The sequence below is a fragment of the Larkinella fluvii genome (assembly GCF_051857545.1).
Classification (GTDB): domain Bacteria; phylum Bacteroidota; class Bacteroidia; order Cytophagales; family Spirosomataceae; genus Larkinella.
In genome coordinates this window covers 650,784-666,747 of record NZ_JBPZHB010000003.1, presented here as the reverse complement: position 1 = coordinate 666,747, position 15,964 = coordinate 650,784, and the positions used below count along the sequence as shown (strand labels likewise).

The 15,964-nt window shown below is 51.9% G+C and carries 12 protein-coding genes; 8 read left to right on the top strand and 4 right to left on the bottom strand.

Features of this window, described 5'->3' with window-relative positions; all coding sequences use genetic code 11:
• Positions 1-13 precede the first annotated feature (13 nt).
• From atpG to ACS5NO_RS10105, 4 genes are all read left to right on the top strand, one after another.
• The gene (gene atpG, locus ACS5NO_RS10120; RefSeq protein ID WP_150876334.1) at positions 14-901 is read left to right on the top strand and encodes an ATP synthase F1 subunit gamma; all 888 of its coding nucleotides are present in this window, start codon (positions 14-16) and stop codon (positions 899-901) included.
• A gap of 234 nt (positions 902-1,135) precedes the next feature.
• Positions 1,136-1,372 carry a zinc ribbon domain-containing protein gene (locus ACS5NO_RS10115; protein ID WP_439415028.1) on the top strand — a complete coding sequence of 79 codons (237 nt, stop codon included), beginning with the start codon at positions 1,136-1,138 and terminating at the stop codon, positions 1,370-1,372.
• 162 nt (positions 1,373-1,534) lie between these two features.
• Positions 1,535-2,080: a YceI family protein gene (locus tag ACS5NO_RS10110; protein WP_439415027.1), complete on the top strand. Its 546-nt coding sequence runs from the start codon at positions 1,535-1,537 to the stop codon at positions 2,078-2,080.
• 283 nt (positions 2,081-2,363) lie between these two features.
• A complete protein-coding gene (locus tag ACS5NO_RS10105; protein ID WP_114409655.1) occupies positions 2,364-2,939 on the top strand; it encodes a DUF4136 domain-containing protein in 576 nt (191 codons plus the stop codon).
• 102 nt (positions 2,940-3,041) lie between these two features.
• On the opposite strand, the gene ACS5NO_RS10100 is transcribed toward ACS5NO_RS10105, so the two are convergent.
• The 3 genes from ACS5NO_RS10100 to ACS5NO_RS10090 all read right to left on the bottom strand — a co-directional run bounded on the left by ACS5NO_RS10100 (position 3,042) and on the right by ACS5NO_RS10090 (position 6,803).
• Positions 3,042-4,379 carry a peptidoglycan DD-metalloendopeptidase family protein gene (locus tag ACS5NO_RS10100; protein ID WP_439415026.1) on the bottom strand — a complete coding sequence of 446 codons (1,338 nt, stop codon included), beginning with the start codon at positions 4,377-4,379 and terminating at the stop codon, positions 3,042-3,044.
• A 50-nt stretch (positions 4,380-4,429) separates the two neighbouring features.
• Positions 4,430-5,212 (bottom strand): LytR/AlgR family response regulator transcription factor, encoded by a 783-nt coding sequence (locus ACS5NO_RS10095; RefSeq protein WP_439415025.1) that lies wholly within the window; start codon positions 5,210-5,212, stop codon positions 4,430-4,432.
• A 127-nt stretch (positions 5,213-5,339) separates the two neighbouring features.
• Positions 5,340-6,803, bottom strand: a complete 1,464-nt coding sequence (locus tag ACS5NO_RS10090) for an APC family permease (RefSeq protein WP_439415024.1) — start codon at positions 6,801-6,803, stop codon at positions 5,340-5,342.
• Between the two features lie 273 nt (positions 6,804-7,076).
• Between ACS5NO_RS10090 and ACS5NO_RS10085 the strand changes: the two genes are divergently transcribed.
• A complete protein-coding gene (locus tag ACS5NO_RS10085; protein ID WP_439415023.1) occupies positions 7,077-8,051 on the top strand; it encodes a c-type cytochrome in 975 nt (324 codons plus the stop codon).
• Positions 8,052-8,059: 8 nt separating this feature from the next.
• On the opposite strand, the gene ACS5NO_RS10080 is transcribed toward ACS5NO_RS10085, so the two are convergent.
• Positions 8,060-10,414 carry a beta-N-acetylhexosaminidase gene (locus tag ACS5NO_RS10080; RefSeq protein ID WP_439415022.1) on the bottom strand — a complete coding sequence of 785 codons (2,355 nt, stop codon included), beginning with the start codon at positions 10,412-10,414 and terminating at the stop codon, positions 8,060-8,062.
• Positions 10,415-10,469: 55 nt separating this feature from the next.
• On the opposite strand from ACS5NO_RS10080, the gene ACS5NO_RS10075 reads away from it, so the two are divergent.
• The 3 genes from ACS5NO_RS10075 to ACS5NO_RS10065 all read left to right on the top strand — a co-directional run bounded on the left by ACS5NO_RS10075 (position 10,470) and on the right by ACS5NO_RS10065 (position 15,957).
• Positions 10,470-11,072 carry a DUF6134 family protein gene (locus ACS5NO_RS10075; protein ID WP_439415021.1) on the top strand — a complete coding sequence of 201 codons (603 nt, stop codon included), beginning with the start codon at positions 10,470-10,472 and terminating at the stop codon, positions 11,070-11,072.
• 372 nt (positions 11,073-11,444) lie between these two features.
• Positions 11,445-14,477: a SusC/RagA family TonB-linked outer membrane protein gene (locus ACS5NO_RS10070; protein WP_439415020.1), complete on the top strand. Its 3,033-nt coding sequence runs from the start codon at positions 11,445-11,447 to the stop codon at positions 14,475-14,477.
• A 97-nt stretch (positions 14,478-14,574) separates the two neighbouring features.
• Complete coding sequence (locus ACS5NO_RS10065; protein WP_439415019.1) at positions 14,575-15,957, top strand: RagB/SusD family nutrient uptake outer membrane protein; 1,383 nt, start codon at positions 14,575-14,577, stop codon at positions 15,955-15,957.
• Positions 15,958-15,964: the final 7 nt, after the last annotated feature.

Sequence of the window (15,964 nt, the reverse complement as noted above, 5' to 3'; positions counted from 1 at the left end):
CCAACCAAAGACAATGGCCTCACTAAAAGAAGTACGAAGCCGGATTACCTCTATTATCTCGACGCAGCAGATCACCAAAGCCATGAAAATGGTGGCTGCGGCCAAACTGCGCCGGGCACAGGACAACATCATTCAGATGCGACCGTATGCCCGAAAACTGAGCGAAATGCTCAGCACCGTCGCGGCTGGTGCCGAACTGGCGGGCGAAAGTCCGTACAACCAGGTTCGTCCCATCGAACGGGTACTGCTGATCGTGGTAACCTCGGATCGGGGTCTGGCGGGGGCCTTTAACACCAACGTTGTCAAGGAAGCGCTGGTCTTGATCAATGAACGCTACGCCGAGCAAAACCGCCGGGGTAACGTTGAAATCCTGGCCATTGGTAAAAAAGGTGCTGAAGCCTTTCAACGCCGGGGGTATAAGGTCAATACCAACTTTGTCGATACCTTTCTGTCGCTGAGTTTTGCCAAAGTCCGGGCGGCAGCCGAAGAGGTCATGGCGGCTTTCACTGCCGGTCAGTACGATCGCGTAGACGTCGTCTTCAACGAGTTCAAAAACGTGGCGACACAGGTGATCCGCTCCGAGCAGTTTCTGCCCATCGTTTCGGCAGCAACGCATTCCGCTACCAAGGCGAACAATGTCAACTATCTGTTTGAGCCTTCGGAAGAAGAAATCATTACGGAACTGATTCCGAAAACGCTGAAAATTCAGTTGTACAAAGCCGTTCTGGAGTCCAATGCCTCGGAACACGGCGCGCGGATGACGGCGATGGACAAAGCCACGGAAAATGCCGGGGAACTGTTGAAAGAACTCAAGCTGGTTTACAACCGGACCCGTCAGGCCGCCATTACGAAAGAAATTCTCGAAATCGTTGGTGGAGCCGAAGCACTGGCACAACAATAGCAAATAAGAAACCGATACAGAACCCCCGTTGTATGATCCGCAACGGGGGTTTCTTTTTTATAGCTTCGCAACATTCGAACCGTACCCATACGAAAGAACCGGTTTCATTATTGTGGTAACTTTATAAACCCACTCACAGCGACAAATTGCCTTTCTGCCCATAACTCCCTTACGGTTTTCCGTGAAAATTTATCTTTAAGCCCGTTAATTTTCACACCACAAACCGTATTCTCCATGACCATTGAACATGAAATTGCCAACCGGTACTCCTGTGCAAAATGCCAAAACCGTGAAGTGTATATCAAGCGGATTGCTGCTACCGGAACGGGTCTGTCCCGTATTTTCGACATCGAACACAACGTGTTTATGGCGTGTTCGTGTGCAAGATGCAGTTATACCGAGTTCTATAATCCGGAAATTCTGGAGGGAAAAGATAATTTGGGGGCCGTCCTTGATTTACTATTTGGCTGATAACCAGAGATTTTCTTACAATCCTACGATCTATTCATGAATTGATCGTCCGGAAAATCATTCTTTTTCAAAAAAAATCAGGAATCTTGAAACATTTTTCCAAGATTAAATGTATTAACATTAAATGTATTAACATTATTAACCAAAAATAAAAAGACAATCATGGCAACTGCTGCTCCCGAAACCATCGTATGGACCATTGATCCATCTCACACCGTCATCCAGTTTAAAGTCCGTCACCTGATGGTTTCGAATGTGACCGGTAAATTCAATTCCTTTGATGGAAAAATTGAAACGGTTGGCGACGATTTTGAAAACGCGTCGGTTTCTTTCTCGGCCGATATCGATAGCATCACCACCGGCAACGACCAACGCGACGGTCACTTGAAATCAGCCGATTTCTTCGATGCCGAAAACCATCCGCAACTGACCTTTGTATCGACATCTGTCAAGAAAACCGGCGATGATACGTACGACATTACGGGCGACCTCACCATCCGGGGAACCACAAAATCCATTACCCTGAAAGCAGAGCACGGCGGACAAATGGGCGATTTCTATGGTAATACCAAAGCTGGTTTCGAAATTACCGGCACCATCAAGCGGAAAGAATACGGTTTGTCGTGGGATGCCGTTACTGAAGCCGGTGGCGTGGTCGTTAGCGACGATGTCAAGCTGCTCCTCGACGTTCAGGTGTCGCATCAGTAAGACTTCTTTTAACTATTTTTAACCATCCGTCTCCAGAGGGCGGATGGTTTTTTAATGCCCTAAAAAACACAGCCCACACAAATAATTCACTATTAGTCAGTCTTTTAAAAAATAAAGAATTAAACATATATCCTTACAAAGCCAGGTCGATTCAGCGAACTAACTTTCGTAAAATTTAGTTATTTAAGGGACTAAATACTAATGAGAAATCAGTAAGCGTTAACAAGTAGTTCACTTAAATTTGGAAGTCGATTACATTAACCCTAATAACGCAAATCAACCGATGAATACCAGGAGCATAATTGCCAGTCTGTTCATGTTGGGTCTGTTGGCAAGTTGTTCGCCATCAGTGAATGTCAAATTTGACTATGACCCTAAAGTCAATGTTCGCCAGTTCAGCACCTTCCGGGTTGAAGCTGACCAACGCCGTAATGCTGACCCGATTGCGGGCAGTAACCTGAACCAACGCCGGATTGCCGACGAGATCGAGAAAACAATGCGGGCCAAAGGCTATAAACCGGTCGTGGGTGGAGAAGCCGACCTCGTCATCCGGTTCTTCTCCGATTCGAAAGACCGTCAGCAAGTGCAGTCCAACAACAACTGGTCGCCTTACTGGATGTGGTATAACCCGGGCTTCAACAATGTCTATACCCGCCAATACGAAGAAAACCGGGTCGTAGTCAACGTATATGATACCCGCACGAATGATATCATCTGGCAGGGCTGGGCTTCGGGTCAGTTAAACCAGAGCAAAAAGGAAAGCAACCGTGATGTGGCTTACCGGACAACGGTTCAAAGCATCATGAAACAGCTTCCCGAAAGTGCCGGTTCTGATTATGGCTCAATTAAAGAGAAATAATCAACGGTAACACAACACCCTTAACACCTGCAAGGTCTTGAAGACCTTACAGGTGTCCAACACAAAACCGCTTGCTTCCAACGAAGTGAGCGGTTTTTGCTTTTAGGGCGCTTGCGACAGCCAGCCCGTTAGGCCGGTGGTGTGCCGCACCAGTTGGAACGATCCGAAGACGCCCAAAACATCGACAGCCGATCCGGAGGGCAGTCTTTCGATAACCGCAGCTTGCGAACTGGCCGATTCCAGCAGATCGGTCCCAACGGGCAAAGACGCCCGGCGCAACACCCGGCGGGCCGGTTCAACGACGCTGCTGGCAACATAGCCCGTTACGCCATCCGGCAATTCAACCCGCAACCAGGCTGCTGTTCCACCCGCGATGGTAAATGCAGAAGAACGCGGCAAGGTGCGCAGAACGGGCGCATCTCCGTTGGGTGATTGACGAACCACGGCCCGGGTGGACGAAATGCGAACGGAATCGCCCAGGGTTTCGGCGGCAAGCAGGGACTGACGCGCCGGACCGGTTCCGCGCCGGACAAAAGGCAGCGGATCGACGGCACCCGTATTGGAACTGTATATGCCAAAATGCAGGTGCGGACCAGTCGTTCGGGCGTTGCCGGTATTGCCCACAAATCCCACGGTATCGCCCACCGAAACCTTCTGCCCCTGCTGAACGGCCTGCGAATCCAGGTGCGCGTAATACAGCGTCTGGTTTCGCCGGGCGTCCGATACATAAACCACATTCCCACCCAGGTTATTGGTCCCTACCCGGGAAATATACCCGTCGGATGCCGAAATAGCCGGAGTGCCACGGGGGGCAAAAATGTCGATGCCCTCATGCCGACGACGACCCGCATCGCGCGGAACACCGAAGTAGCTGCTGATCTGGCGGCTATCGCGCCCGACGACCGGAAAACTCAGGATCGGTTCGCGGGTGATGGACAGCGTGTAGCGGCCACTGCGCAATAATTCGGGCTGAATCCGAACGAGGTGGGTGCGCGTTCGGCGGATTTCGAGTTCCAGCAGATTGGTATCGGCCTTGGCGGACGATAGCCGGTCGGGGTCCCGGTTGGTTTCGTTCAGTTCAAAAACGTCAATAAAGACTTGCACCGGCTCCTGCCCCTGAACATCGACTTTGATGATGAATTTGTCGCCCCGCTGCCCGTTCAGGCGGTAACCAAGCGCAAAAGGGCGGGAGGATGAGAAATAACCGCTTTCGCGGTACGGCACCGTGATCAGCACCGAGTCTTTCAAAGCCCGGTCGGCCGTCGTCAGCCAGTCGGTGCCTAAAGCCGTACGTTCCAGCCGGGCATCGCGCAGCGACTGGGCATATTGATCATGGGGTGATGCCGACCGAAACAATTTGCCCGGCCCGACACTCGTACAGGCTCCCAGCAGACTCAGTATGGCAAAAGAGAGAAGTCGGTTGATGAAAGAGAAGTTCATTGATGAGCAGTCGTTTGATTAGTAAACGGCTACTCTGGCTGCAAGGTTTATTATTTGCCCATCCATACCTTAAAATCACTTACCTTCTCGCGGCTAACGATAGCTTCTTTTTCGAATACCGGTTTCAGGGTGAGAGAAAGGCGGTTTCCGAAATACGGCTGAATCTGTTCGACGGTGCTGTGGGTAACGATGACACCCCGGTTGATGCGAAAAAACATACCCGGATCCAGCGCATCCTCCAGTTCGTCGAGGGTATAGTCGATCAGGTATTTCTGATTATTCCAGGTTTTGAAAAAGCTAAACCGTTCGTCGGTAAAGAAAAAAGCAATGTCCTGCACCTCGACCGAAAGCAGCCGCTGCCCGAGCCGTACCAGAAACCGTCGCCGGTATTCTTTGGGTTGTTGCAATTGCAGTTCGCGCAGAAGTTTATCCAAATTGAAAGCCGGAGCAGATTGGGCATTCGCTTCGGCTCTGCGAACTTTCAAATCCCGAAATTTTTTCAGACTGCGCTGTAAATCATCCTTTTGAATCGGTTTCAGCAAATAGTCGATGCTGTTGACCTTGAAAGCCTGGAGTGCGTATTCGTCGTAGGAAGTCGTAAAAATAACCGTGCTGTTCACCTCCACCTGTTCGAATATCTCGAAACTCTGCCCGTCGGCCAGTTCAATATCCATGAAAATCAGGTCGGGGGCGGGGTTGTTTTTAAGCCAGCCGACGGTATCTTCAATGCTGGCCGTTATACCTGCCACTTCGAGCGTTGGATCCACTTCCTGCACCAGTTTCCGCAACTTGCGTACCGCCAGATCCTCGTCTTCAACAATCAATACCTTCATCAGAATAATTTTTCAGGAAACAACAGCAAGTAATGGCATTTCGGCCAATTTCTGAAAAGAATCCTGACCGAAATGCTTTTTCTGATGGATGTATTGCGAAAACCGGCGCAGGAATTGTGCCGTAGTCTTAATTCTTCCGCCCGCGCGAGGTCATAAAATAAATTGGGACGCCCAGACCGGCAATCAACAATCCCATACCGGTATTGAATGTTTTTTCTTTCAGTAGAATCAGGCAGATGGTCACCCCGGCCACGATGTAGAGCGCCGGAACCAGCGGATAGCCAAAAGCCTTGTAGGGTCGCTCGGCATCAGGTTCCTTACGACGAAGCAGAAAAAGGCCGCCGATGGTAATGATGTAGAACACCAGCGAGGTGAACGTACAGTAATCCAGCAAATCTCCGTATGTTCCTGACAAACAAAGAATAGACGCCCAGCCACACTGCAACCAAAGCGCAATACCGGGGACGGAATTTTTGTTGAGTTGGGCAGCGGTTTTCAGAAAAAGCCCTTCTTTCGCCATGGCGTAATAGAGCCGGGCTCCCGACAGAATCAGGCCATTGTTGCAGCCGAAGGTTGACACCATGATCAAAACCGCCATGATGGCCACGGCCACATCCCCAAAAATCAGCGAAACTGAAGCCGTTGCCACGCGGTCGTACGAAGCAAACTGAATGCCCCGGCCTACCACATCGGCAGCATTGGGCGATCCCTGCAAGGGCAGCAGTGAGAGATAAGCAATATTGGCCAGCACGTAAATGGTGGTTACCATCAGCGTTCCTACGAACAAACTCAGGGGAATATTCCGGCGCGGATTCCGGATTTCGCCGGCAATGAACGTCACGTTATTCCACGAATCGGCCGAGAAAAGCGACCCGATCATCGACACGCCCAACGCCAGCAGCAACGCCATGCCGCCGAGCGACACCACGGAGCCGTCGGCTGTCGTTTGGGTAGCCGCCCAGGCATTGTGGAAGTTCGCCGAGAGCGTTCCGGTTTTTGATCCAACGCCGATGCCCACCACAATCAAACCCAAAAGAGCCAGTAATTTGGCCGACGTAAACACGTTTTGAATCAGCTTCCCACTTTGAATACCCTGGCTGTTGATCCAGGTTAGCAACACCACACTGCCAATCGCAAAGAGCGCCGACGCCTTGATGGGAAAACTACCGACGCTGAACAGGATATTTTCGGGATTTAAGGCCGGAATAAAAACCGCCGTAAACTTGGTGAAGGCCACCGCAACGGCGGCAATGGTTCCCGTTTGAATCACGGCAAAAACCGTCCAGCCATACACAAACCCGAGCAGTGAGCCATACGCCCGCTGGATGTACACAAACTGTCCGCCCGCTTTGGGCATCATACCAGCCAATTCGCCGTAACTCAAAGCGGCTGTAACGGTAATGACGCCCGTCAACACCCAGAGTAACAGCAGCCACCCCGCCGATCCGACGTTGCGGGACATATCGGCGCTGACGATAAAAATACCTGAACCAATCATCGACCCCGATACGAGCAGGGTGGCATCGACGAACCCCAGCGAGCGTTTTAATTCGGTTTTCTCTTCGGTTAACGGGTTTGCGTAATCAGACATACAGGGGTTTTGAGCTTGAAAAGGTTGGAATCGGAAGATAAAGAAAAAAACGGCGATTCGGCAAAACCGGTCTGAAAAACAAGTTTTGGGTCCTCAAAACGACCTGTCAGCGTGCATTATCGCTTTCTAATGCGGTTTTTACCTTTCGAGCCAACGGTCGGTTCCTGTCGGCAAATGTTGCTTTTTTGACGCATTCCGACACGGCCAAACCCACCCACACCCGCTTAATTTGTGTCTGTAAACACGAATACTTCTCATTAATTTTCCTCTTGTATGAAAAAAGTACTGCGCATTGTACTGATCGGAGTCGGCTTTGTCGTCGTTGGCTTGCTGGGCTTCGTCAGTTTCGTTGCCGTCCGTGGCATTCCCACCTACGACCCTCCCGTGGTTCAGGAAATGACCATCGAAGCTACCCCGGCCCGGCTGGAACGGGGCGCCAAGATTGCCCAGATGCATTGCATCGCCTGCCATGCCAATGCTGATAACCAACTCACAGGTAAACACATGAACGACCTTCCCAGCCTGTTTGGAACGGTTTACTCCATGAATATTACGCAGGATAAAACCGTCGGAATCGGCAACTGGACCGACGGGGAACTGCTCCATTTTTTGCGAACCGGTGTTCGTAAAAACGGCACCTTCGCCGGAATCATGCCGAAATTTGCGACCATGTCCGACGAAGACCTGCAATCGGTCGTGGTCTGGTTGCGCTCGGATGCCGCTCCGGTACAAGCGTCCGGCAAAGAAGCTCCTCCATCCGAATTTTCGCTATTCACCAAGTTGCTGGCCAATACCGTCATCAAACCGCTCCCCTACCCGGAAAAGCCCATTGTGATTCCGGATAGCACCGACGAAGTGGCATTCGGACGTTACGTAGCCGACGGTTTGGGAACCTGTTATGCCTGTCATTCGGCCGATTTTACCAAACAAAATCCCCTAAACCCCGAGTTGTCAGCGGGATATTATGGCGGTGGAAACGAGATGAAAACGCCCGATGGCAAACCCATTTTTACGTCCAATCTCACCTTTGACGAAGAAACCGGAATCGGCAAAAAATACACGAAAGCGCAGTTCATTCAGGCCGTCAAAGCCTGTGTGCGGCCGGATGGCAGCCTGATTCGCTCGCCAATGTTTCCACACCAGATGACCGACTACGAAGTGGGAGCCATTTACGAGTACCTCAAAACGGTGCCTAAAATTAAAAACGACGTTGCCGGCAAGGAGAAAGAAGCCCTCGCCAGCAACTAAATCGGGGCTTACTCCACCGTAATTTCATCCGCCACGACCCAGGCCTCTTTGCCAGCCTGGGTCATCCCGGTGGGTACTTTTCCTACATTTCGGGCCATGATTCGCACATACCGACACGTCACCGGTTCAAAAGTGAGCGTTTGGCGGATGATGGCCTTTTTTCCGCGTTCCGTCGGGTCCATCGACACGGTTTTGACGGTGCGGAACGTCTGGCCATCGTCCGAAACGGCCACTTCAACCTGTTTGGGCAATAGAATGGCCCCGGCAGTGGCTTTTACCAATCCAATCGTCACCAGTTGAATCGACTTCGGCTCGGCCAGATCCAGGGTGGCCGTCAGGTCGGCGGTTTTCACACCGGCCACGTTTTGCATTTCCTCCAGATAGCCAATGGTGGTTCCGTAGCGACCGTCAATTAATATCGATGGGTCTATATTTTTCGGCCGGGTTGCCGCCGTGGTAAGTTGGATCGAATTGCCAGTCGCTTTCGAAACCGCAAAATCCCAATCCTGAACGTCGCCAATGACCACACCTTTTTTTACCGCAACGGTTTTCACCGTCGTGGGTTTTGTCAGGTTCACCGGGCGATCATACCGGACGGATTGGGCTGTGGGCGTCGAACCATCGGTCGAATACCGGATTTCGGCGGTTTCTTCCTGGGTTGCCAGCGCAATCTGCAAGCTTCCATCCGGCTGCGGACGGGTTTCGGCTACTACATCATAATAAGCCCGGGAATACGAAACCCCCAGTGCCTCCAGTCGTTTGAAGAGAACCGGAAGCCGCCGGGTGAAGTCCGGCCAGTTCTTCTGATCGAGGGGTGTCCATACCACTTCGGCCACGGCAGCCGCCCGGGGCCAAACCATATATTCGACCTGATCGGCGGTTTTGAGGTATTCCGTCCAGACGTTGGCCTGCGCACCGATGAGGTGTTTTTGGGCCGTGGCCGGTAAATCAGCCGGCGTTGGATCATACGAATACGTTTTTTCGAGGGGCGTAAACCGGCCAAAAGCCAGCGGTTCCTGCGACCGGTCGGCTTGGTAATGATCCAGATACAGAAAATCGCCGGGTGTCATGATCACATCGTGGTTCTGCCGGGCGGCTTTCAAACCGCCGTCGATGCCGCGCCAGCTCATGACGGTTGCACCCGGCGACACCCGAATGGCCGGACTGTTCCCTTCCAGAATCTCATCCCAGCCAATGGTTTTCCAGCCTTTGGAAGTCACCCATTTATCAATTCGGGAAATAAAATAACTTTGCAACTGATTCTCGTTTTTCAGTTTGAGCTTCTTCATCAGGTTCTGACAGAATGGGCTTTTTTTCCAGGAAGTTTTCGGGCATTCGTCACCACCAATGTGAATATAGGGGCCAGGGAACAACGTCATCACTTCCGTCAGGACGTCTTGCAGAAAAGTAAATGTCCGGTCGTAGGGACACAAAACGTCCGTGAAGATCCCCCATTTGGTGGCGGTTTCGTAGGGGCCGCCCGAACAGCCGAACTCCGGATAAGCCGCTAAAATGGCCAGGGCATGACCCGGCATTTCTATTTCAGGAATAATAGTTACATATTTGGATTTCGCATACCGCACCACTTCACGCACTTCATCCTGCGTATAGAAACCGCCGTACGATTGCCCGTCAAACTGTTGTGGATCCGATTCATAATAGTGGCCAATCAGGGTTTCCTTCCGCCGACTACCGACCTGAGTCAATTTGGGGTATTTTTTTATTTCGATCCGCCAGCCCTGATCGTCGGTCAGGTGCCAGTGAAACGTGTTGAATTTATGCAGAGCCAGCAGGTCAATGTATTTTTTGATGAACGAAACCGGGAAGAAATGCCGGGCCACATCCAGGTGCAATCCCCGGTAACCGTAGCGGGGTTTATCCTCAATGCGGCAAGCGGGAACTGACCAATTAACCGACAGGTCGGCGGGTGTTGAACGGAAGATTTCGGGCGGCAGAAGTTGATACAGAGATTGGATTGCGTAAAAAAAACCAGCCGGTTTGCTCGCTTCAATCGTTATAGTAGTGGTGGTAACATCGAGCCGGTAGCCTTCGTCGCCCAAGTTCGCGTCAGAAACCGGCACAAAAGCCAGAAAAGTACCGGTTGGCGTCGCTCCGGGCCGATTTTCCGTTCGCAGCGAAAAACCGGTAGCGGCCTGGAATTGCCGGATAAACGGATCAGCCAGCGTTTTCAGCTCGGCGTTGTCCACGGGAAACCGGACGGTGGTTTCGTTGCTGAAAATAAACCGGCCGCCAAGAACTTCCATTTTGGCCGGTTTGGGAATGATCAGGAAGTCTTGATCCGACTGGCTAAAGCCGGAAAAAGACAGCAACAAACCCAGCCACAGACCGACAATTCGAGGCATAGACACAAGCAGTTGAGTTTTAAATCGGTTAAAAGTACATAAAACCAGTTCGAACGTGCTACAGTTTTTTCTCATTACCAGCTTATTGATACTGACCTGCACGCGAAGCTTCTGCCAGACGGTAAATCAAAAATACGAAATCGATATCGCCGGTTTCCGCGTTGGAACAATGACGGTTGCCCAGATTACCAGCCCCGGCTCGGTGGTTTACGACCAGATCAGCGACGTCGAATTCTGGTTTTTCGGGAAAATCAAAGTGTATTACAAAACCGTTTCCCGCCACGATCCAACCTCCCGCCAGCTCCTGCATTCCGACATCGACGCGCTGTCCAATCACGGGAATTACCAGTCCGACATTATCTGGAAAAAAGACCACTACGACATCAATGTCAGGCAGTACAAATACGAACGAAAAGCGATTGAACCTAACCCGATCGATTTTACCACCATGCGGCTTTATTTTGAAGAACCGGTGGGTCGTACCCGGGTTTTTGCAGAATACTTTGGTAATTACGCCACCATCGAACCGACGAAAAAAGGAAGTTACCGCATTCGGATCGATGATCGGGAAGATGAGTACTTTTATGTGAAAGGGAAATTGGTAAAGATTATCAAAAAGAACCCGATCAAGAATTTTGTAATACGATCGATTGAATAAGTACGCAATGGCAGTATTTTATTACCCTTCGCCTATCTTCAACAAAACATTATAAAAAAGATAGAAAATATACCATATTTAATTCCTCGATTCCAGCAATAATCTTTAAAAAATTTTGATAATTTTAATATTATCAAAATTATATTTGCACTTCAAGAATAAGTACCTATAATTGCATCGTCAGCTTTTCTGACGCCTTACAAAACCAGCAGGCCCAAACCATCTCCGGCAAACTTCCCGGTTTGCTGCCCTTTTTCGTCCCATTCTGAACAGTCGTGCAGTCTCCTTATCGTGAGGAGCGCAGAACGGCTATTGCCTGTACTCAACACACCCTTTCTTTCTTCCATTTTTTATAACCCAAACTATTCAAAAATGAAGCAAATCTACTCTCTGCTACTGGTCTGGATCGTCGTCAGTGGCCTCGGAAAAGCCTGGGCGCAAGACCGAACGCTTTCGGGCAAAATCACCAGTTCGTCCGATGGCACCCCCCTGCCCGGCGTCAACGTGGTGGCCAAGGGTTCTTCAAAAGGCAGCGTTTCGGACGTCAACGGAAATTATTCCCTGCTGGCTCCGGCCGGCACCAAGACGCTGGTCTTCTCCTACATTGGCTTTCTGACCCAGGAAGCACCCGTTTCGGCCTCCTCCAATGCCATCAACGTGACGATGACGGAAGCCAGCCAGAGCCTCGACGAAGTCATTGTTTCGGGTCTGGCCACGAGCGTCAAACGCAGCAATGCCGCCAACGCCGTCACCCGGATTTCGTCGGACGAACTGGTTGGAAAAACGCGCCCGGTGACCCTCGATGCCGCCATGAGCGGTAAAATTGTCGGGGCCAATATCGTGCAGAACAGCGGTGCGCCCGGCGGTGGAATTTCCGTGAAACTACGCGGAATTTCGTCCATCAACGGAAGTTCGGAGCCGTTGTATGTCATCGATGGCGTTTTCGTCAACAACTCCCAGTTTGCCACCGGGGCCGGTTCCGGCTCGTTCAGCGGGGCGGGAACCAACCAGGATCAGGCCCCCAACCGGATTTCCGACATCAACCCCGCCGACATTGAGTCGATGGAAATCCTGAAAGGTCCCAGTGCGGCCGCCATCTACGGAACCCGCGCCAATGCCGGGGTGATTATCATTACTACGAAAAAAGGGAAAGCGGGCAAAACCAAAGTGAGCTTTGGCCAGGATGTCGGCTTTTCGTCTGCCACCAAACTGCTGGGTTATGAAGGCTTCAGCCTGGACCCCATCGGTCCGGAAGGACAGACCAAATTCGACTACGTTTTTGGCAATGGAACCGTGGGCAGTGGCAGCAAAACCGAAATCGAACTGTGGCAGAAAGCCACCGCCGAAGGCAAGCTGTATGATTACGAAAAGTACATTTACGGCAATACCGGCAAAATCACCAACACCCGGCTGAGCATTTCCGGCGGGAATGACAAGACCAAGTTTTACATGGCGGCTGGTCTGAACGACGAAACCGGCATCCAAAAAGGGACCGGTTTTCAACGGAAGTCGATCCGCCTGAACGTGGATCACAAGCTGGCGAAATGGGTTGATTTCTCGATCGGTTCCAACTACATGCGGACCGGTGCCCAGCGGAGTTTCAGCGGGAACGACAACCGGGGCGTTTCGATTGGCTACACCCTGGCCTATACCCCTGATTATGCGCAGTTAATGCCCGTCAACGGCGTTTACCCGCAGTCCCGCTATACCGGCGACAGCCCGGTTGCCATTGCCGAGCGGACGATCAACGACGAGATGACCAACCGGTTTATTCAGTCGTTTACCAGCAACATTTACTTCCTGCAAAAACCGAACAGCACGCTGAAACTGGCCCTCCAGGGCGGTCTGGATTACGTCAACACGGAAGCGGAAGTGTATTTCCCGGAAGATTTGCAGTCACAGCTCACCCGGGCCACGCCCGGTGCCTCCCGCTATTCGAAAAACCGGAGCTTCAACACCAATTTGCAGGCTTTCCTGATTTACAACTGGCAGTTGCTGGGCGGCAAACTCGACCTGACGTCGCAGGTGGGAACGGTGCGGCTCTCGACCGACAACGATTTTAGCTGGATTCAGGGTGATGGTTTGTTACCCAAGCAGAAAAACCCCAACACCGGGAGTGTCCGCACGTTCAGCGAAACCTGGCAAACCTGGCAGGATGTGGGTCTGATTGCCCAGCAGGAAGCCAATTACCAGGATAAAATCATCGGTACGCTGGGCATTCGCTTCGACAAATCGAGCCTGAACGGCGACAATGCGAAGTGGTACGGTTTTCCGCGTGCGTCACTGGCCGTTAACCTGACAAAATTTGGTTTCTGGTCCTACGACCCCATCAGCCAGTTCAAACTCCGGGGTGCTTTTGGCCGTACCGGGGGCGTACCGGCTTACGGAAACCTCTTCACCTCGCTCGGAACCACCATCATCGACGGCCAACTGGGTTCCGTTACGCCCACGAGCGTTGGAAACCCGACCATCGAGCCCGAAACGGCGCAGGAAGTGGAATGGGGTGTCGATCTGGGCTTGTTCAAAAACCGGGTTAGTCTGGAAGCGACGTATTACGACAAAAAAATCTTCAACCTGCTGAATCCCTACACCTTATCATCCGGAACAGGGGTTACGCAGTTCAACGCCTATCCGGTGGGTGATTTGCAAAACCGGGGGGTTGAACTGGGCCTGAACGTCACACCGGTCGAGATGTCGAATTTTACCTGGACCTCCTCGGTGCAATACTGGTTCAACCGCAGCAAGATTACGCGACTGGAAATTCCGAACACGACGGTGGGTTCCGGTTTCAGTATCTACGGACGCAACCAGTTGCGGTTGGGCGAATCGCCAACCCGCTGGTATGGCTCCCCGAACGTTCCGGATGCGCAGGGCGTTGCCCAGGCGACCCGCTACGAAGACGCACAGCCGAAATACCAGGTTTCGTTTTCCAACCAGTTCAAGATCTTCCAAAGCTTCGACTTCGGATTCCTGCTGCACACCAGCCAGGGAAATCACAACTCCAACCTGACGACCAAACAGAAAGATACGGGCGGTACGACGAAAGACTGGAGTCAGGTCGACAATTTGTATGGCAACGTGGGCCTGCCCAACGGGCGCGCCCGGCTACCGGCCAACCCCAACGTAACGGCCCGCGAATTCATTCAGGATGCGAGTTATGTTCGGTTGCGTGAGGTTTCGCTGTACTATACGGTTCCCAGAACCATTCTGGGCAAAGCGTTCGCCAATGTGGTGTCCAACATCCGGATTGGTACGTCGGCCCAAAACCTGCTGACTTTCACCAAATACGAAGGCTACGATCCTGAGGCTTCAAACTTTGGGAACCAGTCGGTAGGTGCCAGCGTCGACAATGCTGCTTTCCCGAACAGCAAACGGATCTTCTTCCACATTGCGGTTGATTTTTAGTCCCCTTTTGCCCCCAACCCCCTAAAGGGGGCTAAAACATCCGAATTTGAAAGCCCCCTTTAGGGGGTTGGGGGCAAAACACTTAAATTATTCTTCTATGAAATTTTCTCTAAAACATACCATTCTCCTGGCCGGACTTGCTTTTTCGATGCCGTCCTGTAGCTTTTTCGAGGTCGAAGACACCATCGACCCCAACAACCCTGCCCTGGAGTCCATCCTGACCAACGCGTCGCGGATCCAGATCAACCAGATGGGCATCGGCATCCAGTCATCTTTCCGCAACGGTCAGTCGAACCTGGTTCGGGTTACCGGTTCTATTGGCCGGGAAATCTACAACCTGGCTTCTACGGAGCTGACCTGGACGACTGAATTGCTGGGAACGACCAACGGCGGTTTTAGCGCAACCACCTTATTCAACGGTTATTACAGCGATTACGCCCAGACCCGTCGCCGGGCCGAGTATTTTAAACTGGCCGCCGAAAATTCCGCCCCCAGTGCGCTGACCGATGCTGAAAAGCAGGGAATTCGCGGGTTTTCCAATACCGTATCGGCCTACACGATGTTGTGCATGCTCAACATGCAGTATAAAAATGGCATCCGGATCAAATACACGGACTTGTACAGTCCGGGCGACATGCTGAAACCGGGACCGTTTGTATCTTATGAAGAAGCGCTGAAGGAAATCCGGCGCTTGCTGGACGAAGGAGCGACGCAACTGGCTGCCGGTGGAACGGCTTTCGGATTTACGATGACGAGTGGCTATGCCGGGTTCAATACGCCCGCCAATTTCCGGAAATTTAACCGGGCACTGGCCGCACGGACGGCCATGTACCAGCAGGACTGGACGGGGTTGCTGTCCACGCTGGGCGAATCGTTTTTCGACCTGAACGGTGCGCTGACGACCGGCCCCAATTTCACGTATTCAACCACCTCGGGGGATATTACGAATCCGCAATTTCAGCAACTGAACACCACGGCGTCGCCCGTGGTCGCCCAGGCGTTGTTTATCACTCAGGCCGAAGCCGGAGATTCGCGGGTGACGAAAAAAGTGACGAAACGCACCTCCGCCCGCGCCCTGAACGGGATTATTGGTGAGTACGACGTGTCGATGTATCCGCTCAGTACCAATCCGATCTCGATCATCCGGAACGAAGAACTGATTCTGATGTATGCCGAAGCGATGATTCAAACCGGCAAACTGACGGATGCCGTAACGGCCCTGAACAAGGTTCGCGTTGGTGCCGGATTGAAAGAACTGGCGACCGCCAAACCGGCGATTCTGAACGACAAAAATGCCCTGATCGACGAGTTGCTGAATCAACGCCGGTATTCGTTGTTTTACGAAGGCCACCGCTGGTTCGACATGCGACGCTACGGCCGTCTGGCCCAGCTTCCGAACGATCAGCCGAATCATAAAGTGTACGATCAACTGATCCGTCCGTTTGCCGAAATTCAGTGGGATGCTAAAAATCCGCAGTAACCTAACC